General features: G+C 60.8%; 21 protein-coding genes and 1 pseudogene. 6 read left to right on the top strand and 16 right to left on the bottom strand.

What is annotated here, in order from left to right:
• The first annotated feature begins 24 nt into the window (after positions 1-24).
• The 6 genes and pseudogenes from FFH90_RS02910 (at position 25) to FFH90_RS30555 (ending at position 4,389) form a co-directional block, all read left to right on the top strand.
• Positions 25-303 carry a twin-arginine translocase TatA/TatE family subunit gene (locus tag FFH90_RS02910; protein WP_018929163.1) on the top strand — a complete coding sequence of 93 codons (279 nt, stop codon included), beginning with the start codon at positions 25-27 and terminating at the stop codon, positions 301-303.
• Positions 304-313: 10 nt separating this feature from the next.
• The gene (gene tatB / locus FFH90_RS02905; protein WP_028939612.1) at positions 314-745 is read left to right on the top strand and encodes a Sec-independent protein translocase protein TatB; all 432 of its coding nucleotides are present in this window, start codon (positions 314-316) and stop codon (positions 743-745) included.
• Positions 742-1,536, top strand: coding sequence for a twin-arginine translocase subunit TatC (gene tatC / locus FFH90_RS02900; RefSeq protein ID WP_018929165.1), 795 nt, complete (start codon positions 742-744; stop codon positions 1,534-1,536). The genes tatB and tatC overlap by 4 nt, the downstream gene beginning before the upstream one ends.
• On the top strand, positions 1,533-2,240 hold the full coding sequence (locus FFH90_RS02895) for a 16S rRNA (uracil(1498)-N(3))-methyltransferase (protein ID WP_138866661.1): 708 nt from the start codon (positions 1,533-1,535) through the stop codon (positions 2,238-2,240). Before tatC ends, FFH90_RS02895 begins: the two co-directional genes overlap by 4 nt.
• A 211-nt stretch (positions 2,241-2,451) precedes the next feature.
• Positions 2,452-3,534: pseudogene (locus FFH90_RS30560) on the top strand (methyl-accepting chemotaxis protein); the annotation flags it as partial.
• On the top strand, positions 3,526-4,389 hold the full coding sequence (locus FFH90_RS30555; RefSeq protein WP_371917767.1) for a methyl-accepting chemotaxis protein: 864 nt from the start codon (positions 3,526-3,528) through the stop codon (positions 4,387-4,389). The pseudogene FFH90_RS30560 and the gene FFH90_RS30555, both read left to right, overlap by 9 nt.
• A gap of 84 nt (positions 4,390-4,473) precedes the next feature.
• Here FFH90_RS30555 and FFH90_RS02885 read toward each other — a convergent pair whose 3' ends face one another.
• The 16 genes from FFH90_RS02885 to FFH90_RS02810 all read right to left on the bottom strand — a co-directional run bounded on the left by FFH90_RS02885 (position 4,474) and on the right by FFH90_RS02810 (position 24,309).
• On the bottom strand, positions 4,474-5,208 hold the full coding sequence (locus FFH90_RS02885) for an amino acid ABC transporter ATP-binding protein (RefSeq protein WP_007936789.1): 735 nt from the start codon (positions 5,206-5,208) through the stop codon (positions 4,474-4,476).
• Positions 5,201-6,160, bottom strand: a complete 960-nt coding sequence (locus tag FFH90_RS02880) for an amino acid ABC transporter permease (RefSeq protein ID WP_111453929.1) — start codon at positions 6,158-6,160, stop codon at positions 5,201-5,203. Before FFH90_RS02880 ends, FFH90_RS02885 begins: the two co-directional genes overlap by 8 nt.
• 140 nt (positions 6,161-6,300) lie before the next feature.
• Positions 6,301-7,098: a transporter substrate-binding domain-containing protein gene (locus FFH90_RS02875; RefSeq protein ID WP_026345986.1), complete on the bottom strand. Its 798-nt coding sequence runs from the start codon at positions 7,096-7,098 to the stop codon at positions 6,301-6,303.
• Positions 7,099-7,328: 230 nt separating this feature from the next.
• Positions 7,329-9,899, bottom strand: a complete 2,571-nt coding sequence (mdoH, locus tag FFH90_RS02870) for a glucans biosynthesis glucosyltransferase MdoH (RefSeq protein ID WP_111453930.1) — start codon at positions 9,897-9,899, stop codon at positions 7,329-7,331.
• Positions 9,892-11,697 carry a glucan biosynthesis protein G gene (locus FFH90_RS02865; protein ID WP_026286649.1) on the bottom strand — a complete coding sequence of 602 codons (1,806 nt, stop codon included), beginning with the start codon at positions 11,695-11,697 and terminating at the stop codon, positions 9,892-9,894. The genes mdoH and FFH90_RS02865 overlap by 8 nt, the downstream gene beginning before the upstream one ends.
• A gap of 320 nt (positions 11,698-12,017) precedes the next feature.
• Positions 12,018-12,455, bottom strand: coding sequence for a D-aminoacyl-tRNA deacylase (dtd, locus tag FFH90_RS02860; protein WP_018929172.1), 438 nt, complete (start codon positions 12,453-12,455; stop codon positions 12,018-12,020).
• Positions 12,452-13,423 (bottom strand): prolyl aminopeptidase, encoded by a 972-nt coding sequence (pip, locus tag FFH90_RS02855; protein ID WP_018929173.1) that lies wholly within the window; start codon positions 13,421-13,423, stop codon positions 12,452-12,454. The genes dtd and pip overlap by 4 nt, the downstream gene beginning before the upstream one ends.
• Positions 13,424-13,538: 115 nt before the next feature.
• Positions 13,539-14,459, bottom strand: coding sequence for an alpha/beta hydrolase (locus FFH90_RS02850; protein WP_138866660.1), 921 nt, complete (start codon positions 14,457-14,459; stop codon positions 13,539-13,541).
• 50 nt (positions 14,460-14,509) lie between these two features.
• Positions 14,510-15,457, bottom strand: a complete 948-nt coding sequence (locus FFH90_RS02845; RefSeq protein WP_064615903.1) for a choline ABC transporter substrate-binding protein — start codon at positions 15,455-15,457, stop codon at positions 14,510-14,512.
• A gap of 324 nt (positions 15,458-15,781) precedes the next feature.
• Entirely contained in the window at positions 15,782-16,585 is an 804-nt protein-coding gene (gene hutG / locus FFH90_RS02840; protein WP_018929176.1) for an N-formylglutamate deformylase, read from the bottom strand.
• Positions 16,586-16,595: 10 nt separating this feature from the next.
• Positions 16,596-17,801 (bottom strand): imidazolonepropionase, encoded by a 1,206-nt coding sequence (gene hutI, locus FFH90_RS02835; protein WP_138866659.1) that lies wholly within the window; start codon positions 17,799-17,801, stop codon positions 16,596-16,598.
• A gap of 17 nt (positions 17,802-17,818) precedes the next feature.
• Positions 17,819-19,228: an amino acid permease gene (locus tag FFH90_RS02830; RefSeq protein WP_018929178.1), complete on the bottom strand. Its 1,410-nt coding sequence runs from the start codon at positions 19,226-19,228 to the stop codon at positions 17,819-17,821.
• Positions 19,229-19,310: 82 nt separating this feature from the next.
• A complete protein-coding gene (gene hutH, locus FFH90_RS02825) occupies positions 19,311-20,849 on the bottom strand; it encodes a histidine ammonia-lyase (protein WP_018929179.1) in 1,539 nt (512 codons plus the stop codon).
• A 113-nt stretch (positions 20,850-20,962) separates the two neighbouring features.
• A complete protein-coding gene (hutH, locus tag FFH90_RS02820) occupies positions 20,963-22,486 on the bottom strand; it encodes a histidine ammonia-lyase (RefSeq protein WP_064615898.1) in 1,524 nt (507 codons plus the stop codon).
• A 144-nt stretch (positions 22,487-22,630) separates the two neighbouring features.
• Positions 22,631-23,461 (bottom strand): glycine betaine/L-proline ABC transporter ATP-binding protein, encoded by an 831-nt coding sequence (locus tag FFH90_RS02815; protein ID WP_018929181.1) that lies wholly within the window; start codon positions 23,459-23,461, stop codon positions 22,631-22,633.
• Complete coding sequence (locus FFH90_RS02810) at positions 23,458-24,309, bottom strand: proline/glycine betaine ABC transporter permease (protein WP_018929182.1); 852 nt, start codon at positions 24,307-24,309, stop codon at positions 23,458-23,460. The genes FFH90_RS02815 and FFH90_RS02810 overlap by 4 nt, the downstream gene beginning before the upstream one ends.
• Positions 24,310-24,357 lie beyond the last annotated feature (48 nt).

The raw sequence follows: 24,357 nt of genomic DNA, 5'->3' as shown, positions 1-24,357 counted from the left end.
ATAATTATTAGAGAGGAACGCAACATGGGCATTTTTGACTGGAAACACTGGATCGTCATCCTGGTTGTCGTGGTGCTGGTGTTCGGCACCAAGAAACTGAAAAATCTCGGCACTGACGTGGGCGAGTCGATCAAGGGCTTTCGCAAGGCCATGAACGACGAAGAGAAACCGGCCGACCCGACTGCGACTCCGGCCCAACCGGTTCCGCCGACCCAGCCACAGGCCACAACGTCTGTGAACCCGCCGCACACCATCGACGTGCAGGCGCAAAAAGTCGAAGAGCCGATCCGCAAAGACTCGTGAGCACTGACTAATGTTTGGTATCAGCTTCTCTGAACTGCTGCTCGTCGGCCTCGTCGCCCTGCTGGTGCTGGGCCCCGAGCGCCTGCCGGGTGCTGCGCGCACCGCTGGCCTGTGGGTCGGGCGGCTGAAGCGCAGCTTCAACGCGATCAAACAGGAAGTTGAACGTGAAATCGGTGCCGACGAAATTCGCCGGCAACTGCACAACGAGCACATTCTGTCCCTGGAGCAGGAGGCGCGGAAGATTTTCACGCCGACCCAGCAGGAGCCAACGCCGGTGGAACCTGTGGCGACGCCGACGATTCATGCGCCAACAGCTGAAGTCACGCCGGCGGTTGCAGCTGCTGAACCTGCGCCTGCCAGCCCAGTAGAACCTGTTGCTCCTGCCGCTGCGCCGACAACCCCGGCGCCTCACGACACCACTTTGCCGCCGCGAGCCCCATGAGCGATCTCCCCGAAAACGACCAGCACATGCCACTGGTCTCGCACCTCACCGAGTTGCGCACCCGTCTGCTGCGCTGTGTAGCGGCGATTTTCATTATCTTCGCCGGGTTGTTCGCCTTCACCCAGCAGATCTACACCTTCGTCTCCACGCCGCTGCGCCAGTACCTGCCGGCCGGCGCGACGATGATCGCCACCGACGTGTCGTCGCCGTTCCTGACGCCGCTGAAGCTGACCATGATGGTCTCGCTGTTCCTGGCAATCCCGGTGATCCTGCATCAGATCTGGGGTTTCATCGCGCCAGGCCTGTACAAGCACGAGAAGCGCATCGCCGTGCCGTTGCTGGTCTCCAGCATCCTGCTGTTCTACACCGGCATGGCCTTCGCCTATTTCCTGGTGTTCCCGCTGATCTTCAAGTTCTTCGCCGCTGCCACCCCGGCCGGCGTGGAAATGATGACCGACATCACCAGCTACCTCGATTTCGTCATGACGCTGTTCTTCGCCTTCGGCGTGGCGTTCGAGATCCCGGTGGCCGTGGTGCTGCTGGTGTGGATCGGCGTGGTCAACGTCGCCTACCTGAAGAAAATCCGCCCGTATGTGGTCATCGGCTGCTTCGTGGTCGGCATGATCCTGACGCCGCCGGACATCTTCTCGCAGACGCTGTTGGCCGTACCAATGTGGTTGCTGTTCGAGATCGGCGTCCTGTTCGGCAGCCTGATCAGCAAACGCGGCGAGCACCCGGACGAAAAACCGGCTGACGATCACAACGATCAGCCGCCAGCGACCCAAGCGTGAACCTGCTGCTCCTCGAGGAGGCCGATTTCATTGCGGCCGACCGGGCGATCCTGCGCGATCGCCGCTTGACCCATATGCAGGAAGTCCATCGCTGTGAAGTGGGTGACAGCATGCGCGTCGGGCGTATCGACGGGCTGATGGGCGCCGCCGAAGTACTGCGCCTGGACGCCGACGAAGCCGAGTTGCGCGTCACCCTCGACCAGCCGCCACCAGCCAAGCTGCCACTGACCCTGGTGTTGGCCCTGCCACGCCCGAAAATGCTCCGCAGGGTGTTTCAGACCGTGGCCGCCATGGGTGTGCCACGAATCGTTCTGGTAAACAGCTATCGCGTCGAGAAGAGCTTCTGGCAAACCCCGTTCCTGGAACCTGAGGCGATTCGCGAACAATTGATCCTGGGGCTTGAACAAGCCCGGGACAGCGTGCTGCCAGAGGTCGTCATCGAGAAGCGTTTCAAACCTTTTGTCGAAGATCGCCTGCCAGCAATCACTGAAGGCACTTTCGGCCTGGTCGGTCATCCCGGCAATTACCCGCCCTGCCCCCGTGGCTTGGACGAACCCGTGACCTTGGCCATCGGCCCCGAAGGCGGCTGGATTCCTTACGAAATCGACCTGCTGGCCAAGGCCGGCCTGCAACCGGTGCAGCTCGGCGAGCGCATCCTGCGGGTCGAAACCGCCGTCACTGCACTGCTTTCGCGGCTGTTCTAACCCAGACACTTACCCTTGTGGCGAGGGAGCTTGTCGGATCGCCGCACCGTCCCGCTCGGCTGCGAAGCAGTCGTAAAACAGGTGAATGCGGTCTTGCCGGGAAAAGCGGTGGCCGCTTCGCGCCCAAGCGGGAGCAAGCTCCCTCGCCACAGGTTTTGCTCACCTACAGGTTCCAGCCTGCCTGCCGATACAGTCCCCATAAAACCAATCAATGGTCCGAGGGAGTCGCTGCATGTACCGATGGCTAGCCGAGAAACTGGGAAACGTAAGCGTCAATCGCAAGTTGAGTGTCGGCTTTGGCCTCGTGCTGCTCATGACCCTCCTGATCACTTTCACTGGCTGGAATAGCCTGGGCAGTGTGATCAGTCGCGCAGACAAGCAGAGCTACATCTCCGGCCTCAACGAGTTGGGCAAGGATTTGCGAACCGCCCGTCTCGACTACGAAATGCGCCGTGGCGAACAAGGCCCGGCAGCCGTCAGCGAACTCTTGGGCAAGCTTGACGATGGCGTGCAAGTCGCCCTCAAAATGTTTGTGCGCATCTCGGACCAGGAAGTGCTCAATCAGCAACTGGCCACCATCGGTGATTACAAACGCGCCTTTGCCGACATGACTCAAGCGACGCAGAACCGCGAATCGGCCCGATCCAAGCTCGGCGCCACCGCCGACAACGCTGTGGCCAAGGTGACAGAAGTCGAAAAGTCCTTGCTGCAAGGCGACAGCGTCACTCAATTCAACAACGTGGTCGAGCTGAGCAAACTGCTCCAGCAAGCGCGCTTCCAGGTTCGCGGTTATACCTACAGCGGCAAGCCCGAAGCCGAGCAACCCGCGCTGGATGCCATCGACAACGCCCTGAAAAACCTTGAAAGCCTGCCGGGCAAACTGCCAGAACAACACAGCGCCAACCTGCAACAAGCCACCGAATCGCTCAAGGGCTACCGTGTCGCAGTCAGCCAGTTCCGCGATTCGCAAGTGGCCAGCGCCGTCGCCCTCAAGAAGATGGTGGATCAAGAGACCCGCTTGAATGACCTGAGCGCACAACTGACCCGCTCGCAAACCGACAAACGTAACCAGGAGACGGCCCAAGCGAAAAGCACGCTGATCATCGTGACCGTCCTGGCATTGGCGTTTGGTCTGCTCGCAGCCTGGATCATTACGCGGCAGATCGTCGTTCCACTGCAACAGACGTTGGTGGCAGTCGAACGTGTTGCCTCGGGCGATCTGAGCCATAACCTTGAGGTCGCTCGCAGCGACGAGCTGGGTCAATTACAAAGCACCCTTCAGCGGATGGTCGTCAGTCTGCGGGAACTGATCGGCGGCATCAGCGACGGCGTGACCCAAATCGCCAGCGCTGCTGAAGAACTGTCTGCCGTTACCGAGCAGACCAGCGCCGGGGTCAACAGTCAGAAGGTCGAAACCGATCAGGTGGCCACCGCCATGCACGAAATGACCGCCACCGTTCAGGAAGTCGCGCGCAATGCCGAGGAAGCGTCCGAAGCCGCCGTCGCCGCCGACCAGCAGGCCCGCGAGGGTGACAGGGTGGTCGGCGAAGCCATCGCCCAGATCGAGCGCCTGGCCCTCGAAGTCGGCAATTCCACTGCCGCCATGGGCGATCTGAAGCGCGAAAGCGACAAGATCGGCAGCGTGCTCGACGTGATCAAATCCGTGGCCCAGCAAACCAACCTGCTGGCGCTCAACGCCGCCATCGAAGCCGCTCGCGCCGGTGAAGCCGGGCGTGGCTTTGCAGTGGTCGCCGACGAGGTCCGCAGCCTGGCCCAGCGTACTCAGAAGTCCACCGAAGAAATCGAAGAGCTGATCGTTGGCCTGCAAACCGGCACTCAGCAAGTCGCGACCATCATGGACAACAGCCGCAGCCTGACCGACAGCAGCGTCGAACTGACCCGCCGTGCCGGTGGCTCACTGGAAAGCATCACCCGTACCGTGTCGGCGATCCAGTCGATGAACCAGCAGATCGCCGCTGCCGCCGAACAACAGAGCGCGGTGGCCGAGGAGATCAATCGCAGCGTGTTGAACGTGCGTGACGTGTCCGAGCAGACCTCGGCCGCGAGTGAAGAGACCGCGGCCTCCAGCGTCGAGCTGGCGCGGTTGGGGACGCATTTGCAGATGCTGGTGGGCAGATTCAAGGTTTAACACCACACAAAGCAAAAAGATCGCAGCATTCGGCAGCCTGTAGTAGGAGCTGCCGAAGGCTGCGATCTTTTTTGGGCGATGCGGTTACAAAACCTGGCGCAAAAACGCCTGCGCACGGGGATCCTTCGGTGCATCGAAGAACTCGGCCGGCGAGGCGTCTTCAAGCAATTTGCCGTGATCGAAGAACAGCACCCGGTCCGCCACTTCCCGGGCGAAGCCCATTTCATGGGTAACGCAAACCATGGTCATGCCTTCCACGGCCAGGGTCTTCATCACATCCAGCACTTCACCGACCATTTCCGGGTCGAGCGCCGACGTCGGCTCATCGAACAGCATGACTTTCGGCTCCATCGCCAACGCCCGGGCGATGGCCACGCGCTGCTGCTGACCACCGGACAGGCGCGATGGAAACTCGTGGGCCTTCTGAGCGATACCAACCTTTTCCAGCAACACCATGGCCTTGGCCTCGCGCTCCTTCTTGCCGCGCTTGCGCACGACTTTCTGGGCCAGGCAGAGGTTTTCCAGCACGGTCATGTGCGGGAACAGGTTGAAATGCTGAAACACCATGCCGACTTCGCGGCGGTAGGCATTGACGTCGGTTTTCGGGTCGGCCAGTTGCAGACCGTCGATGCTCACCGAACCGGAGTCGAACGCTTCCAGGCCATTCAGGCAGCGCAGAAAGGTCGACTTGCCGGAACCGGACGGGCCGATCACCACCAATACTTCGCCCTTCGCCACTTGGGTGGTGACGTTGTCCACCGCGCGAACCACCTGGCCGCGGGTGTCGAAGACTTTTATCAGATCGCGGACTTCAATCACTTTGCGCGAGCCTCCGCTCAAGCCGACTGGCGATTTTCGACAGCGGCAGGTTGATCAACAGGTACAACCCGGCCACGCAGAACAGGATTTCGAACGGCGAGAACGAGGTGGTGATGACTTCACGACCGCTTTTCAACAGTTCGGTAATCGCGATCACCGACACCAGCGAGGTGTCTTTGACCAGACTGATGAACTGCCCGGCCAGCGGTGGCAGCACGCGCTTGAACGCTTGCGGCAGCACCACGTGGCGCATCGACTGGCCACCGCTCAAACCGAGGGAGCGCGCCGCTTCGTTCTGGCCGCGTGCAATCGATTGCACGCCAGAGCGGATGATCTCCGCCACGTAGGCACCGGTGAACAGCGATAGCGCGGCGATCCCGGCGAACTCCCGGGAGAGGTTCATCACGGTGCCGATGAAGAAGTAGAAAATGAAAATCTGCACCAGCAGCGGCGTACCGCGCACCAGCTCGACGTAGATCGTCGAGAGGTCGCGCAGGGTCGGGTTGTTCGACAGGCGGCACAGCCCGGTGGCCAGGCCGATCAGCAGGCCAAGCACGCCAGACACCAGGGACAACCACAACGTGGTCCAGAGACCCCATAGCAGCGGGCCGGCGGCCCAATGCCGGGTCACGCCGATCACATCGCCTTCGGCCACATCATCGCCTTGCGCGACTTGCAGGCTGTTGTCGTCAACCGTCAGGTGCTGCTCATCCCCGGCATCATTGCGCAGGGTGACTTCAGCCTTGCCGCCCTTGCGCACCAGCTCGCTGACGGTGGAGATGTCGGCCGCACGCTGGGACTCTTCGGCGTGGTAGGCGAAGTACTGCGGCACGCGGTTCCAGCGCCACTCGTAGGACATCAGCGAGGTGGCGTAGTACAACGCGCCGGCCAGGCCGATCAGCACCAGCACGGTTAATACGTGCCAGGGCCATTGGGCTTTTTTCTGTTTCATTAAACGTTTCTCTGATTCGCTCGTTCCCACGCTCTGCGTGGGAATGCATCCAGTGACGCTCTGCGTCACGCTTGCGAAGGAACGCGGAGCGTCCCGGGCGGCATTCCCACGCAGAGCGTGGGAACGATCAAGTAGAGGTGTTACTCCATGTCCTTGAGCCAAGCGGTGTCTTTAAACCACTTGTCATGGATGCGATCGTAGGTGCCGTCCTCGTGAATCTGGTGCAGGAAGTTGTTGATGAAGTTGAGGCTGTCGTAATCGCCTTTCTTCAGGCCGAAAGCCAAAGGCTCATAGGTGAACGGCTTGTCGAGGAACAGCAGTTTGCCGTTGCCGACCTTGTTCACCGCCACGACGTTGTAAGGCGCGTCGTAGATGAAGGCGTCAGCCTTGCCGTTGACCACGTCGAGCACCGCTTCCTGCTCGTTGTCGTAGCCGTGGTACTTGGCTTTGGAAATGAGTTTTTTGGCGACCATCTCGCCGGTGGTGCCGAGCTTGGAGGTGATGCGGTAGTCGGCGGTATTCAGGTCTTTATAGGACTTGATGGTGCCTTCCAGCTCCTTGCGGATCAGCAGTGTCTGGCCGACCACGATGAAGGGCTCGCTGAAGTTCAGGCGCAGGTTGCGTTCCTGGGTCAGGGTCATGCCACTGCCGATCATGTCGAACTTGTCGGTCAGCAGGGCCGGGATGATGCCGTCGTAGCCGGTGGATACCATTTCCAGCTTGACGCCCATGGCCTTGGCCATGGCTTTGAGGATGTCGACTTCGAAGCCGATGATTTCGCCGCGCTTGTTGGTCATTTCGAACGGCATGTAGGTCGGGTCCATGCCGACTTTCAGCGTGCCGCGTTTGACCGCGTCATCGATGGCACCGGCCTGCACCGCGCTGACTGCAACCAATGCCGTGACGCCGACCAGCAGCATCGACAGATACTTCTTCATCTTCAAGTCCCCAAAACCCATCGCATTGTGAGGCACGCAAACCGCAGGTTTCCTTTGGGAAACCGGCAGATACGAACAGAAAGTTGTCCGGGCGCACCAATTCGGGGACGGATGCTAACGCACTCGGCCGTTTGCACAAGGGGTTGAGGGAGATTTGTTTGATCGTTCCCACGCAGAACACGGGAGCGATCATCAGCACAAAAAAAACCCCGCTTTCGCGGGGTTTTTCATTATGCCAACTGAGGCTGCACGCTCAACGGCTTGAGCGGCAACAGCGGCGCATGCGGATCGGCATCCACCGAAGTGCGCCAGGCCTGCAGCCACTCGGCATGGCCTTCGCTCCAGACCTGCTCATGCAAGCGACCCAGTGCCACCGGATCACTCAGCAGGGCCACGCGCTCGTTGTTGGTCAGCCCTTCAGGCCCGACCTTCATCGCATGGCGAACCCGCTCGATGCGCAGCCATTCGATCGGCTCGGCCTGACGGTGACGAGACGTCGCCAGCGCACACGCCAACGCGTTCTGCTGTGGATCGACCACCGACCGGACGAAGCCGTCGTGCAGTGCATGCCAGCGGTTTTCGTGGGTGTACTGATCGGTCGCCAGCAATGCCTGCGGCGGATTGTATTCCTCAGGAATCAGGAACAGGCTCTCGTCACGGGATTTCAGGCCCAGGCCGACACGACTGGAGATCACCGACACCGGAATCGACAGCATCAGCGAACCGACGATCGGCACCAGCCACCAGAGGAAGCTCGGGTTCAGCCAGATCACCAGCAGCGCCCAGAAGAAACCCAGCGCTGTTTGCGGACCGTGACGCTTGACCGCCTCGCTCCAGGGCGTGGAGTCGTCGTCACGTTGCGGCGAGTTCCAGGTCGCGGCCCAGCCGAGGAACGCGGCGAGCACGAAACGGGTGTGGAAAATCATCCGCACCGGCGCCAGCAGCATGGAGAACAACATTTCCAGCAGCATCGACAGCGTCACCTTGAACCTGCCACCGAACTCTTTCGCGCCTTTGGCCCAGATCAGGATGATGCTCAGCAGCTTCGGCAGGAACAGCAGCACGATAGTCGTCGAGAACAGTGCGATCGCCTTGTCCGGGTGCCATTGTGGCCACAGCGGATAGAGCTGGCGCGGTTCCAGGAAGTACTGCGGCTCCATCAGCGTGTTGGTCGCCAGCAGGGCTGTCGACAGCACGAGGAAGAAGAACCACAACGGCGCCGACAAGTAAGACATCACGCCTGTCAGGAACACCGCACGGTGTACCGGGTGCATGCCCTTGACCAGGAACAGCCGGAAGTTCATCAGGTTGCCGTGGCACCAGCGACGGTCACGCTTGAGTTCGTCCAGCAGGTTCGGTGGCAGTTCTTCGTAGCTGCCCGGCAAGTCATAGGCAATCCACACGCCCCAGCCGGCACGGCGCATCAGCGCCGCTTCAACGAAGTCGTGGGACAGAATCGCACCGGCGAACGCGCCTTTACCGGGCAACGGCGCCAGGGCGCAGTGCTCGATGAACGGCTTCATGCGGATGATCGCGTTGTGGCCCCAGTAGTGGGATTCGCCCAACTGCCAAAAGTGCAGGCCAGCGGTGAACAGTGGACCGTACACGCGGGTGGCGAACTGCTGCATACGCGCATAAAGGGTGTCCATGCCCGACGCACGCGGCGCGGTCTGGATGATCCCGGCGTCCGGCGTGGCTTCCATCAGGCGCACCAGGCTGCTCAGGCATTCGCCACTCATTACGCTGTCGGCGTCGAGCACGACCATGTATTTGTAGTCACCACCCCAACGACGGCAGAAGTCGTCGAGGTTGCCGCTTTTACGTTTTACGCGACGACGACGGCGGCGGTAGAAGATCTTGCCGAAGCCCTTGGCTTCACGGCAGACGTCCAGCCAGGCCTGCTGTTCGGCGACGCAGATATCGGCGTCGTTACTGTCGCTGAGCACGAAAAAGTCGAAGCGATCCAGGTTACCCGAGGCTGCAACCGACTCGAAGGTCGCCCGCAAACCGGCGAACACCCGCGGCACGTCTTCGTTGCAGATTGGCATCACCAATGCGGTGCGTGCGTCCTTGGCGATCGGCTCGTTGCCGGCGCTGGCGCCGGAAATGCGGTACTTGTCGCGACCGGTGATCAACTCGAGGAAGCCCATCAGCGCGGTCCAGAAACCGGCCGACACCCAGCAGAACAGAATCCCGAACAGAATCAGGATGCTGGTTTGCAACACGTAAGGCAGCACCTGGGCCGCAGTTTGCAGCAGCGGTTGGTGCAGGACTTCTTCCAGATCGACGAACGACCAGCCCTGGTACGGCATGATGCCTTTCATGTACCAGCCGGCGACGATCGTCTGACCGAGCATCAGCACCAGCAGAATGTAACGACGGATCGAACCGACGGTGCGCCAGCGAGCTGCTGGCAACACGTTCTCGTCTTTCGGCGGCTTCGGCGGGTTGGTGCGACCGGTCAGCCGACGCCAGCCACGCACCAGGATATTGGTGCGCCATGGCTCCGGAACGACTTTGGTCCGACGGATCGGCGGGGCTGCCTTGAGGCAAACCCGACCACTGGCGTCGAGTCCCAACATTTGCGCATCCGCCAGTTCTTCGGCGGTGTTCAGGGTCAGGCGCCGCCCGACCGACGCCTGGGCGGCATCGGTCGGCGCGTCGAACGCCTGGGACGACAGACGTTCGTGCAACTCACTGAAAGACTTGCAGCCCGCGAGTTCCGCGCGCTGCTCGTCGGTCATCGGCAAATGCGCCAGGTACTCGGCAAGCGTTTGTGGCTGTACTTGTGAATTACTCATCGGCAGGCAACTGATAGCTCCAGGTCTCGGTCAGGACTTGTTCAGTCGGTGCCGATTCCGGTGTGGCAGGGGCCGCTTCGGCAGCGACAGGCTGCTTGGCGTCTTTGTTGTCCTTGTCCTTGGTGTCCTTGACTTGCTGGGCTTGCGCTTCAGCTTGCTTGGCCTCCTTGTCCTTCTTCTCCTGCTGCTTGGCGGCGATCTTGTCGGCCTTGGCAACGGAAGAGCTGGACGCTGGCGCCGTGGTCTTGATCGTCTCGGCCGGCGTGATGGTCTTGACCAGTGCTGCACGCATTTCAGTGGACTTGCCCGGATCCTTGATCTTCATCCGCAGGGTCAGGCGCCAGCCCTTGGTTTCAGGGTTGTAACGGACACTGTTCTCGACCAGTTCCGCGTTGTCGCCAACGCTAACCTGGCTGCGTACTTCAGCATCTTCTGGCAAGTCTTGCAGGGACGGACCTTGGAAATCCACCAGGTAGGCCACGCTGCCGTCCGGCTGACGAATCAGGTTCGACTGCTTCACGTCACCCGTGGAACGCAGGGTCTGTTGAACCCAGGCGCTGTCCGCCGAATGCAGGGCGGCTTCGTCGATGGTCCAGTGCATGCGATAGGCGACGTCCAGGGGTTGGCCAGGCTCTGGCAGTTTTTCCGGACTCCAGAAAGCAACGATATTGTCGTTGGTTTCGTCAGCGGTAGGAATCTCCACCAGATCGACGGAACCCTTGCCCCAATCGCCTTTCGGCTCGATCCAGGCACTTGGGCGCTTGTCGTAGCGGTCATCGAGGTCTTCGTAGTGGCTGAAGTCACGGCCACGTTGCAGCAAGCCGAAACCGCGCGGGTTCTCGATCGAGAAGTTGCTCACGGCCAGGTGTTTCGGGTTGTTCAATGGGCGCCAGATCCATTCGCCGTTGCCGGCATGGATCGACAGACCGCTGGAGTCGTGCAGTTCGCGACGGTAGTTCAGCACTTTCGACGGCTGGTTGGCGCCGAACAGGAACATGCTGGTCAGCGGCGCAACGCCAAGTTTGGTGACCTTGTCACGCAGGAACATCTTGGCCTTGACGTCGACGACCGTGTCGCTGCCCGGACGCAGGGTCAGGCGATAGGCACCAGTGGCGCGCGGCGAATCCAGCAGGGCGAAGATCACCAGGTGCTTGTCACCCGGCTTCGGCTGCTGAATCCAGAACTCGGTGAAACGCGGGAACTCTTCGCCGGACGGCAAAGCGGTATCGATGGCCATGCCGCGAGCGGACAAGCCATAGGTGTGGCCCTTGCCGACGACGCGGAAGTAACTCGCGCCGAGCATGGTCATGATTTCGTCTTGCTTGTCGGCCTTGTTGATCGGGTAGAGCACACGGAAACCGGCATAACCCAGCTGCTCGGTGGCTTTAGGATCGAACTTCATATCGCCGAAATCGAAACGACTTGGGTCGTATTTGATCTCTTCGACGGTGTTGGCCGTGATTTCGTTGATTTTCACCGGCGTATCGAAGTGCATGCCCTGGTGATAGAACGACAGCTTGAATGGGGTTTTCTGGTTAGCCCACTCGGCTTTTTCGGTGAGGAAGCGGATTTTTTGATAATCCGCGAATTTCATTTCACGAAATTCATTCGGCAGGTTACTGCGCGGGGCTTCGTATTTTTGCCCGGCCAGCTCTTTTGCCTTGACCGATACGTCATCCAGATTGAATGCCCAAAGCTGGCCGGCGCTGAACAGGCAGAGCAGTGCAGAGCCCGCTACCAGAGCATTTCGAAACCGTTTGGCAGACAATTTTGGTGCATTACAGGGACTAACAATCACGAGCAACCCTCGCCGAAAACAGATCAAAAAACCAACGGCCAGTTAAAGTGCCAGCACGGTGTACGGTGGAAAAAACCGACCCTGCGGACCACTCTTGCCAAGTTGGCGAGCATTGTTCCGACTCCCATGGGGCAAAATGATTCCCCAACAGGCCGCGGACAAGTCTCTACCTAAGTCAAAATGGACCAACGAACGCTGATCCCCGTAGCGCGCGATTATCTAGTAGGCCGCGTTACAACGCATCAGGGGGAAGCAAGTATTTATCGGGAAAAGCCTCTGTTTTCAGCCGAAATGCCCTTAAAAACATGTTTCAAGCGCTTTCACGTCTGTAACAGGAAGGTTACCGGGCCATCATTGACCAGGTGCACCTGCATATCCGCGCCGAATCTACCTGATGCCACAGTGCCATGCACCTGTTTCGCTTTGCCCAATAGATAGTCGAACAGCGCCTCGCCCAAGGCCGGGGGGGCTGCAGTCGAAAAACTCGGACGCAACCCGTTTTTGGTATCGGCGGCCAGGGTGAACTGCGAGACCAGCAACAACCCGCCGTCCACGTCAGCCAAGGACAGATTCATCTTGCCCTCGGCGTCACTGAATACTCGATAGTTAAGCAGTTTATGCAGAAGTTTGTCGGCGCTGGCCTGCGTGTCGTCGGGTTCGACCGCCACCAGCACCAGCAACCCCTGATCTATCGCACCCACCACCTCTCCCGCGACCTCGACTCGCGCGCCGCGCACGCGTTGCAGCAGGGCCTTCATGCTTCGTCAGGCGACAGGTCGAGCAAGCGACGGGCCATCTGATCGGCGGCGCGTACCAATGCATCGGTGATCCCCGGTTCGGACGCCGCATGGCCGGCGTCGCGGATCACCTGCAGTTCGCTGTTCGGCCAGGCTTGATGCAGTTCCCAGGCGTTGTCCAGCGGGCAGATCACGTCATAGCGACCATGGACGATGACGCCGGGCAAATGGGCGATCTTGCCCATGTCGCGGATCAGCTGATTCGGCTCAAGGAAAGCGTTGTTGGTGAAGTAGTGGCATTCGATGCGGGCGATGGACAACGCACGCTGGGGTTCGGAGAAACGATCGACCACAAGCGGGTTCGGACGCAAGGTCGCGGTGCGGCCTTCCCAGATGGACCAGGCCTTGGCCGCATGCATCTGGGCGATCTGGTCGTTGCCGACCAGGCGTTTGTGGAATGCCGTGAGCAAGTCGTCGCGCTCGTCCAGCGGGATCGGCGCGATGTAGTCCTGCCAGTAATCGGGGAACAGGCGACTGGCGCCACACTGGTAGAACCACTCGATTTCCTGGGGACGGCAGAGAAAAATCCCGCGCAGAATCAGACCGTGCACGCGCTCCGGGTGGGTTTGCGCGTAAGCCAGGGCCAGGGTCGAACCCCAGGAACCGCCGAACAGCACCCATTTGTCGATGCCCAGGTGCTTGCGAATCCGCTCGAGATCGGCGACCAGATCCCAGGTGGTGTTGTTCTCAAGGCTGGCGTGGGGCGTGGAGCGACCGCAACCGCGCTGGTCGAAGGTGACGATGCGATACAGGTTCGGATCGAAATACCGGCGGCTCTGCGCATCACACCCGGCGCCAGGGCCGCCGTGAATGAACACTACCGGCAAACCTTCCGGTGAACCGCTTTCGTCGACATACAGCGTATGGGTTTTATCGACGGCCAGATCGTGCCGGGCGTGGGGTTTGATCTGCGGGTACAAAGTCTGCATTGCGCGCTCCGTAAGGGGTCGAGGTCATCCCTGTAGGGACTTCTATTATTCTGCCGTCCGGCATCATAAACCCGAATTACTTCAATGAGCATGCCCCTTGCAGCGTCAGCGCTTGTCAGCCCGTCTTGTCAGCCAAATAGCCGAGCAGGGTTTCATAGAGTCGGTCGACCTCGGCAACCTGCCCCCGCGCCCGCAAGCACCCGTGAACCAGCCCCTGACCGTAATAAAGCATTGCGCTCACGCCGGCGGCGTTGAGTCGCCCGGCGTAAAGCACGCCGTCATCGCGTAGCGGATCGAACTGCGCCACAGCGATCAGCGCCGGCGGTAGGCCGCTGAAGTCGGCGGCGAGCAAGGGCATCGCATAGGCCGTTGGCTGACGGATACCACCCAGGTACAGCGTGTGATAACAATCCAGATCGCTGCTGCTGAGCAATGGCGCGTCGGCGCATTCGCCGCGTGATGGCAACCGGTGATCACCGCCCAGGCCCGGATAGATCAGCACCTGCGCACAAGGCGCCGGTTCGCCGGCATCGCGCAAGGCCAGACACAGCGCAGCGGCAAGGTTGCCGCCAGCGCTGTCGCCAGCCACCAGCGTCCGCGCCGGGTCGAGTTGAAACGGCCCCGTGCGCAACGCACGCCAGACACTCAGACAGTCATTGAACGCCGCTGGAAACGGATGCTCCGGCGCCAGCCGATAATCGACGGCGATCACCAACACACCGAGCACCGATGCCAGTTCGGCGCAGATGAAGTCGTGGGAATCCAGATCCCCCACCACCCAACCGCCGCCATGCAGATACACAATGCAGGGCCAACCGTTGGTCGGCGGAGGAACCGGTGGTTGCCAGGCGCGCACCGCGACTCCCGCCAACTCGAAATCGACCACCTCAAGCCCCGCGGGATGTGGCGGGGTAAACGCCCGGCACATCTCGCTGTAGGCCTGACGCATACCGGCGAGGCTGCTGTCGGTGCTGTTGAAGCTGAGGGTTTTCTCGACGAAAGCCGCCATCTGTTCAGAGAGTGGATAACAAGCCATGGACTACAGCCAGTCAGTTCGAAGTTTTTGATTGATAACCTTTGCCGCGGTCAATTTTTGAGACTGGCCTGAACGGTTGCCACGCCATCCTTGCCATCGAAACTGCTGACACCCGCCAGCCAGCGCTGAAGGTCTTCGGGATGATCACGCAGCCACTGTTTGGCGACATCCTGCGGCGTCTTGCGCTCCATGATCGGCACCATCAACTGGCTTTCCTGGGCAGCGGTGAAGGTCAGGTTTTCCAATAGACGGTTCACGTTCGGGCAACGCTCTGCATAGTCCGGCGCGGTCACGGTGGAAACGGTCGCCGCGCCTTCGTTCGGGCCATAGACGTCTTCGCTGCCGGTCAGGTAGGCGATGTTCATGTTGATGTTCATCGGATGCGGGGTCCAGCCGACGAATACCACGAACTCCTTGCGATTGACCGCCCGCTGCACGGCGGCGAGCATCCCGGCCTCACCGGACTCGATCAGCTTGAAGTCCTTCAAACCGAAGCGGTTGGTCTCGATCATGGTTTTGATGGTGGTGTTGGCGCCGCTGCCCGGCTCGATGCCGTAGATCTTGCCGCCGAGCTGCTCCTTGAATCTGGCGATATCGGCGAAGGTTTTCAGGCCGGCGGCAGCGACGTAGTCAGGTACGGCGAGCGTTGCCTGGGCGTCGGCCAGGCTCGGTTTGTCCATGACCTTCACTTGATTGGCCGCGACGAACGGGGCGATGTTCTTGTCCATCGCCGGTTTCCAGTAGCCGAGGAAGATATCGAGGCGTTTGTCGCGAATGCCGGCGAAGATGATTTGCTGCACGGCGCTGGTTTGCTTGCTTTCATAGCCAAGGCCATTGAGCAGCACATCAGCCATGCCGCTGGTGGCAATGACGTCGGTCCAGTTGACCACGCCCATGCGCACGGTCTTGCAGGAAGCGGGGTCGTTGGCGAAAACGCTGGTGCTCAGAAGAGCAGTGCCGGTGAGGATTAACAGACAGCGGTTGAACAGTCGTTTCATCGGGAAGGCTCGCTCGGCAGCAGATTATTGTGGGCCCGGTGTCTTTGTGCACCGTGCCCACAACGTTACGCAGCGCCGAGTCGGCAAAAGTGACCTGTGGCGACCGTGTTTTGCACGGTGGCGACTGTCCTGATGCGTTACCAAGGTGAACACTAATCTATGGCGAGGGAGCTTGCTCCCGCTGGGTTTCGAAGCTGCCCCCAAACCATTCAACCGAGTTTCATCAGATACGCCCGACCAACAGGGTTTACGACGGCTTCGCCGCCGAGCGGGACGGTGCGATCCGACAAGCTCCCTCGCCACAAAGGCCTGTTCGCCACGGGGTTACGCGCTGTAATGCTTTTCGCCCCACGCCAACAGCCCTTGCAGCAATTCCCGGAGCACCACTTGCGTCGGCTCGGCCAAATCCGGGCGATAACGGAACGGCTGGAACTCTTCCATATACGTACACTGGCCCAACTCCAGTTGCACGGCATGAATGTTCTCGGCCGGATTGCCATAATGCCGGGTGATGTGACCGCCCTTGAAGCGACCGTTCAGCACATGGCTGTAATCGGTGTGCTTCGCGCAGATCGCTTCCAGCTGTGTGGCCAACTGCGGATCGCAACTGGCGCCGTTGAAGGTGCCGAGGTTGAAGTCCGGTAGTTTACCGTCGAACAGGTGCGGAATCACCGAACGGATCGAGTGCGCGTCGAACAGCAGCGCGTAGCCGAACTCGGCTTTCAGCCGCGCCAGTTCTTCCTGCAAGGTGCGGTGGTACGGCGTCCAGATCTGCTCCAGATACGTCGCCCGTTCCGCAGCCGACGGCTCCAGCCCTTCGCGGAACAACGGCACGCCATCGAACAGCGTCGCCGGATACAGACCGGTGGTGGCGCCGACATATAAAGGCTTGTCGTCGGACGGCCGGTTCAGGTCGATGACAAACCGCGAGTACTCGGCCGCCAGGGTGCTGGCGCCCAGTTCGGCAGCGAACTCATAAAGCCGTGGAATGTGCCAGTCAGTGTCCGGCAGGCTTTTCGCGTCGGGGATCAACCCCGCTTCCACCGTCGGGGTCAGGCGCAGGCCGGCGTGGGGCATGCTGATCAGCAGTGGCACGCGGCCTTGTTTGAAGTTCAGAACCTTATCCACAACCGCTCTCCTACAAATTTGATTCAACGCCGTGACGCACGACGCGTTTTTCCAGGTCGCCGCCCAGCCAGTACGACAGGTCGGCCGGACGATCGATTTGCCAGGCGACGAAGTCTGCGACCTTGCCGGCTTCCAGCGAACCGTGGGTTTGGCCCATGCCCAAGGCGGTGGCGGCATGAATAGTCGCGCCCGCCAGCGCCTCTTCCGGAGTCATGCGGAAGCAGGCGCAGGCCATGTTCAGCATCAAGCGCAACGACAACGCCGGCGAAGTGCCCGGGTTAAGGTCGCTGGCAATGGCGATTTTCACCCCGTGTTTGCGCAGGGCTTCCATCGGCGGCAATTGGGTTTCCCGCAAGAAGTAAAACGCGCCGGGCAGCAATACCGCGACGGTGCCGGACTTGGCCATGGCGATGGCGTCGTCTTCGGTCATGAATTCCAGATGATCGGCGGACAATGCGTGGTAACGCGCCGCCAGGCTCGAACCGTGCAGCGATGACAATTGCTCGGCGTGCAGCTTCACCGGTAAGCCGAGGTTCTGCGCGGCGACGAACACCCGCTCGACCTGCTCTGGCGAAAACGCCAGGTATTCACAGAAAGCGTCTACCGCATCCACCAGCCCTTCGGCCGCCAGGGCCGGGAGCATTTCGCTGCAGATGTGATCGATGTAGGCGTCGGCGCGGTCGGTGTATTCCGGCGGCAAGGCGTGGGCCGCCAGGCACGTGCTGCGCACGCTAACGGGTAGCTCGGCGCCGAGACGACGGATCACCCGCAGGATCTTGCGTTCGCTGGCCAGGTCCAGGCCGTAGCCGGATTTCATTTCGACGGTGGTCACGCCATCACGCATCAGGCTTTTCAGACGCTTGGCGGCGCTGGCGAACAGTTCGTCTTCACTGGCGGCGCGGGTGGCGCGCACGGTGCTGGCAATGCCGCCGCCGGCAGCGGCGATTTCCGCGTAGCTGACGCCTTGCAGGCGCTGCTCGAATTCGCCGCTGCGGTTGCCGCCGAATACCGTATGGGTGTGGCAGTCGATCAGGCCCGGGGTGACCCAGGCCCCGCTCAAGTCATTGACCGCCGGGTACTCGCCGGCCGGCAGTTCGGCGCGTGGGCCGATCCACTCAATGTGCGCACCGGACGTCACGATGGCCGCATCCTCGATGATCGAGTAGACGCCTTGCGCCATGGTTGCGACGTGGCAGTGTTGCCAGAGCGTTTTCATCCTTGGCCTCCGTTAGGTTATCGATGAGAAAAAATGGGTTCCTGTTCCACCGGTACCGCCTTGCCTGCCGCCGGTTTGACCCACGTCAGGTAGGCCAGCACCAGCAACACAATCCAGACCACGCCGACGATCAACGCCGCCTGGGTATCCGGGAAATAGCCCAGCACGCCGAAGATGAACAGCATGAAGGCAATCGCCGCCATCGGCGCATAGGGCCAGAACGGCACCGGGAATTTCAATTGTGCGACCTGCTCGGCACTCATGGAGCGACGCATGGCCACCTGGGTGAACAGAATCATCAGCCAGACCCACACCGTGGCAAAGGTCGCGATGGAGGCGATCAGCAGAAACACGTTTTCCGGGATCAGGTAGTTCAGCAACACACCCAGCAGCAGCGCGCAGCTCATCACCATCACCGTCAGCCACGGCACGCCATTGCGCGACAAGCGAGCGAAGCCTTTCGGTGCGTGCCCTTGCTGAGCCAGGCCATACATCATGCGGCCCGCGCCGAAGATGTCACTGTTGATGGCCGACACCGCCGCCGAGATCACCACGATGTTGAGGATGGTCGCCGCCGAGCTGATCCCAAGGTTGTCGAAAATCTGCACGAACGGGCTGCCTTGGCTGCCGATCTGCTGCCACGGGAAGATCGACATCAGCACCAGCATCGTCAGCACGTAGAACAGCAGGATTCGCAACGGTACGGCATTGATCGCGCGAGGCAGCACATGCTGCGGGTCTTTGGCTTCACCGGCGGTAACGCCGATGATTTCAATACCGCCAAAGGCAAACATCACCACCGCAAACGAGGCGATCAAGCCGCCCACGCCATTGGGCATGAAGCCGCCCTGGGTCCAGAGGTTGCTGATATCGGTCGCCTGGGCACCGGGCGCATTGCTGATGCCGAACAGCATGATGCCGAAACCGCCAAGGATCATCGCGACGATGGCCGCGACCTTGAGCAGTGACAACCAGAACTCCATTTCGCCGAAGACTTTGACGTTGCACAGGTTCAAGCCGCCGACCACCGAAACGATGCCCAGCACCCAGATCCAGCGGGAGACTTCCGGAAACCAGAACCCCATGTAAATGCCGAATGCGGTCACGTCGGCCATACCGACGATGACCATTTCAAATGCGTAGGTCCAACCGAGGATAAAGCCCGCCATTGGCCCCAGATAGGTGCTGGCGTACTGGCCGAAAGAACCGGCCACCGGGTTATGCACCGCCATTTCGCCAAGGGCGCGCATGACCATGAACACCGCCGCGCCACCGATCAGGTAAGCGAGCAGGACCGCGGGGCCGGCCATTTGAATGGCCGAGGCAGAACCGTAAAACAGCCCGGTGCCGATCGCCGACCCCAGTGCCATGAAGCGAATATGTCGGGCAGAGAGCCCGCGTTTCAAACCTTTTGCTGGCTGTTGCATCTCTCGTCCTTAATTATTCTTATTCGACGCTAAATGATCGTTCCCACGCTCCGCGTGGGAACGATCATCAGGGAAGGAGCTATTACAGGCTAGGCAACAACTTCGCCGTCACCAGGCCATTCAGGCAACGCGTCGCCAACAACTCACTGGCCGCATTGATGTCCGGCGCAAAGAAGCGGTCCTTCTCATAGAACGGCACTTCAGCACGCAGGATCGCGCGGGCTTTTTCCAGTTTTGGCGAGGTTTTCAGACCGTCGCGCAGATCCAGACCCTGGGCCGCCGCCAACCATTCCACCGCGAGAATCCCGCGAGTGTTCTCGGCCATTTCCCACAGACGCTTGCCGGCAGCCGGCGCCATGGACACGTGGTCTTCCTGGTTGGCGGAAGTCGGCAGGCTGTCCACCGAATGCGGATGGGACAGCGCCTTGTTCTCGCTGGCCAGTGCCGCAGCCGTTACTTGAGCGATCATGAAGCCGGAGTTCACGCCGCCATTGGCCACCAGGAACGGCGGCAGTTGCGACATGTGCTTGTCCATCATCAGCGAAATGCGGCGTTCACTCAGGGAGCCGATTTCGGCAATGGCCAGGGCCATGTTGTCGGCAGCCATGGCCACCGGCTCGGCGTGGAAATTACCGCCGGAGATCACGTCGCCTTCAGCGGCGAACACCAATGGGTTGTCCGATACGGCGTTGGCTTCGATGGCAAGCACTTCGGCGGCCTGACGGAACTGGGTCAGGCAGGCGCCCATGACTTGCGGCTGGCAGCGCAGGGAGTACGGATCCTGGACCTTTTCGCAGTTCTGGTGCGAGTCGGACACTTCACTGCGCTCGCCCAGCAGATCGCGGTAAGCAGCAGCGGCGTCGATCTGGCCTTTCTGGCCGCGAGCAGCATGAATACGTGCGTCGAATGGCGAGCGCGAACCCAATACCGCTTCGACCGTCAGGCCACCAAGAGCCAGGGCGCCGGCAAACAGATCTTCGCCTTCGAACAGGCCACGCAGGGCGTAGGCGGTGGACACCTGAGTGCCGTTGAGCAGCGCCAGGCCTTCTTTCGCTGCCAGGGTCAGCGGTGTCAGACCGGCGACTTTCAGCGCTTCGGTGGCGGGCAGCCATTCGCCTTTGTAGCGCGCCTTGCCTTCACCCAGCAGTACCAGCGACATGTGCGCCAACGGCGCCAAATCGCCGGATGCACCAACCGAACCTTTCAGAGGAATATGCGGGTAAACCTCGGCATTGATCAGCGCGATCAGTGCGTCGATCACCTGACGACGAATGCCGGAGAAACCACGGCTCAGGCTGTTGACCTTGAGCACCATGACCAGTCGCACCAGGGCGTCGCTGATCGGCTCGCCGACACCGGCGGCATGGGACAGCACCAGCGAGCGCTGGAGGTTTTCCAGGTCTTCGCTGGCGATGCGGGTCGAGGCCAGCAGGCCGAAACCGGTGTTGATGCCATACGCGGTGCGGTTCTCGGCGAGGATCTGTTCCACGCAGGCAACGCTGGCTTCGATTTGCGCCGAAGCGCTTTCGTCGAGAGTGATTTTGACCGGTTGCTGATACACATCACGCAGTTGGGCAAGGCTCAGTTGGCCGGGAATCAAATTAAGCGCAGTCACATTCATTCTCCTTTTGAGAGCATTTTTATTAACTAACCAGACGCTCCGGAGATATCCGTTGTCCGTCGCTTCCCGCCTTTTGGAGGGGCCGCGCCTTGGCACGCTGGTGGTTGTGGAAATCAGTTGAGGTTCGGTACAGCCTTGTGCAGCAAAATCGGGTCTTTCAAAACAGCAGCGGCGCTGGCGATGTCTGGCGCCAGCCAGCGGTCCTGGTCGTAGGCCGGAATACGTTCGCGCAGCAGGCGCCACGCGGCATCGGTGCCGGCGCCGAAGCGTTGTTCTTTCAGGAATTCAAAAGCCTGAGCCGCCAACAGGTACTCGATGGCGAGGATCTGCGTGCAGTTTTCCAACGCGCGATGCAGCTTCAGCGCGGCGTTGGTGCCCATGCTCAGGTGGTCTTCCTGCAAGCCCGAAGTGACGTAGTTATCGAGCACCGCCGGCTGCGCCAACTGGCGGTTTTCCGCACACAGCGACGCCGCGACGTATTGCACGATCATCATCCCGGAGTTCACGCCCGGGTTGGCCACCAGAAAGGCTGGCAAACCGCTGACGTGCGGGTTGACCAAGCGGTCCAGGCGACGCTCGGCAATAGAGCCGATTTCGGCCATGGCAATGGCGAGCAAGTCAGCCGCCAAAGCAACTGATTGGCCGTGCGGATTGGCCTGGGACATGACGCGGAAATTGTCCGGAGTGCCCAGCAGCAACGGGTTATCGGTCGCGGAGTTGAGCTCGGTTTCGATCTGCTTTCTGGCGTGTTCCAGCTGATCGCGGGCAGCGCCGTGCACTTGCGGAATCGAGCGGATGCTCAGTGCATCCTGAGTGCGAATGCCTTTGCTGTTGGCGATCACTTCACTGCCGTCGAGCAACGCCCGCAGATTGATACCCACCTGTTGCATGCCCGGATGCGGTTTGAGCGCAATGATCTCGGCATCGAACGCGGCAATCTGACCACGCTGGGCTTCGAAGCTCATGGCGCCGATCACATCGGCCCACTGCACCAGGTTCGTTGCATCGGCCAGGGCCAGGCAGCTGAGGCCGGTCATGCACGGTGTGCCGTTGACCAGGCACAAACCATCTTTGGCACCCAGTTGAACCGGTTGCAGCCCTTCTTCGGCCAAGGCTTGTTGTGCAGAAACGATCTGCCCGCGATAGCTGACATTGCCGACGCCCAGCAGCGCGATACCGATGTGGGCCATGTGGGTCAGATAACCGACCGACCCCTGGGACGGCACCTGCGGAGTGATGCCGCGATTGAGCAGCGCCAGCAATGCTTCGACCACCCGGCGGTGAATGCCGGATTTGCCATGGCTGTAGTTGTGGATCGCGGCGCAGAGGATCGCGCGAGTCTGCTCGTCGGACAGTGGAGCACCGACGCCGCAGGCATGGCTGAGCAAGGTGTTGCGCGACAGCTGGCTGAGTTGTTCATCCTTGAGCGAGACGTTGCACAAGGCGCCCAGGCCGGTGTTGACGCCATAGGCGCGCTCGCCGCTGGCGACGATGCGCTGGACGATCGCCTGGGCATTCTCGATCCGCGCCCAGGTTTGGGCCGACAGCTCAAGCTGCGCACCGTGGCGGGCGACCGCGACCACATCCTGCCAACGCAACGGGGCATCGGCGATAACGATTTTTTCAGCCTGGGACATCTAGAGCCTCATACAAAATTCATGGACGTATGACACCTGTGGCGAGGGAGCTTGCTCCCGTTCGACCGCGCAGCGGTCGCAGATTTTCAGGGCCGCTTCGCAACCCAGCGGGAGCAAGCTCCCTCGCCACAAAAACGATCAACCTCAAACCACCGCAGCCCGCCGCTGTACGAACCGGTCTACATACTCATCCGCCGGCGAATGCAGGATCTCTCGTGGCGTGCCGACCTGAATCAGCCGGCCATCCTTGAGGATCGCGATGCGGTTGCCGATGCGCACGGCCTCATCGAGGTCGTGGGTGATGAAGACGATGGTCTTGTGCAGGGTCTTTTGCAGTTCCAGCAACTGGTCCTGCATTTCGGCGCGGATCAGCGGGTCGAGGGCGCTGAAAGCTTCGTCCATCAGGATGATGTCGGTGTCCGCCGCCAGGGCGCGAGCCAGGCCCACACGCTGGCGCATACCGCCGGAAAGCTGATGCGGGTATTTGTTTTCGTAGCCCTTCAGGCCCACGGTGTTGATCCAGTGCAGCGCGCGCTCGGCGCACATCTGCTTGCTCTCGCCACGCACTTTCAGGCCGTAGGCGACGTTATCCAGCACGCTTTTGTGCGGCAGCAGGCCGAAGCTCTGGAACACCATGCTGATCTTGTGCCGGCGAAATTCGCGCAAGGCTTCCATGTCGTATTGCAGGATGTCCACGCCGTCCACCAGGATCGCGCCGCTGGTCGGGTCGATCAGGCGGTTGAAGTGACGCACCAGGGTCGACTTGCCGGAACCCGACAGGCCCATGATCACGAAGATCTCGCCGGTGCCGATGCTCAGCGACAGGTCATTCACGCCAACCACGCAACCGGTTTCGGCCAGTACCTGGTCTTTGGTTTTGCCCTGGCTAATCATAGCCAGCGCATCCTTGGAACGGTTGCCGAAAATCTTGAAGACGTTTTTGACTTCGATCTTGCTGATGGCTGCGTTGCTCATTTGCTCACCTCATGCCGTGCACGACCGTACGCCTGTGTAATGCGGTCGATCACCACTGCCAGAATCACGATCGCCAGACCGGCCTCAAGACCACGTCCGACGTTGAGGGTCTGAATCCCCACCAATACGTCTTCACCCAAGCCACGGGCACCGATCATCGAGGCGATCACCACCATCGACAGGGCCATCATGGTGGTCTGGTTGATCCCGGCCATGATGCTTGGCAGGGCCAGCGGCAGTTGCACGCCGAACAGTTGCTGCCAGCGGTTGGCACCGAAGGCGTTGATCGCTTCCATCACTTCACCGTCAACCTGGCGAATACCCAGATCGGTCAGGCGGATCAGCGGCGGCGCAGCGTAAATAACGGTAGCGAAAATCGCCGGGACCTTGCCCAGGCCAAACAACATCAGCACCGGGATCAGGTACACGAAGCTCGGCATGGTTTGCATGATGTCCAGCAACGGCATCAACACCGAACGCAGGCGATTGCTGCGCGCAGAAAGAATGCCCAACGGAATACCGATCAGCACCGAGATGACCGTCGCCACCATCATCAGCGCCAGGGTCTGCATCAGCTTGTCCCAGAGACCGACCGCGCCCACCAGGAACAGCAGGCCGACGATGACCGCCGTGGTCACGACTTTGCGGGTCGCGTGCCAGGCCACGCCCGCCACGATCGCCAGCATCAGCCACCAGGGCGCCGCACGCAGCAGCCCTTCAAGATTGACGATGGCCCACAGCAGGGTGTCGGAGATGCTGCGGAACACGTCGCCGTAGTTGGTGACCAGCGTATCGACCCAACCGTTGACCCAGTCGGCGATGGAAAAGGTAAAGCTTTCGGGAAACATAAGAGACTCTCAATCAAGGGGTTGCGATCAAGCATCCGACTGCCGTTG

It is taken from the genome of Pseudomonas sp. ATCC 43928, assembly GCF_005938665.2.
GTDB lineage: Bacteria > Pseudomonadota > Gammaproteobacteria > Pseudomonadales > Pseudomonadaceae > Aquipseudomonas.
The sequence above is the reverse complement of the archived record's forward strand: the minus strand, read 5'-3'. Positions and strand labels throughout refer to the sequence as shown.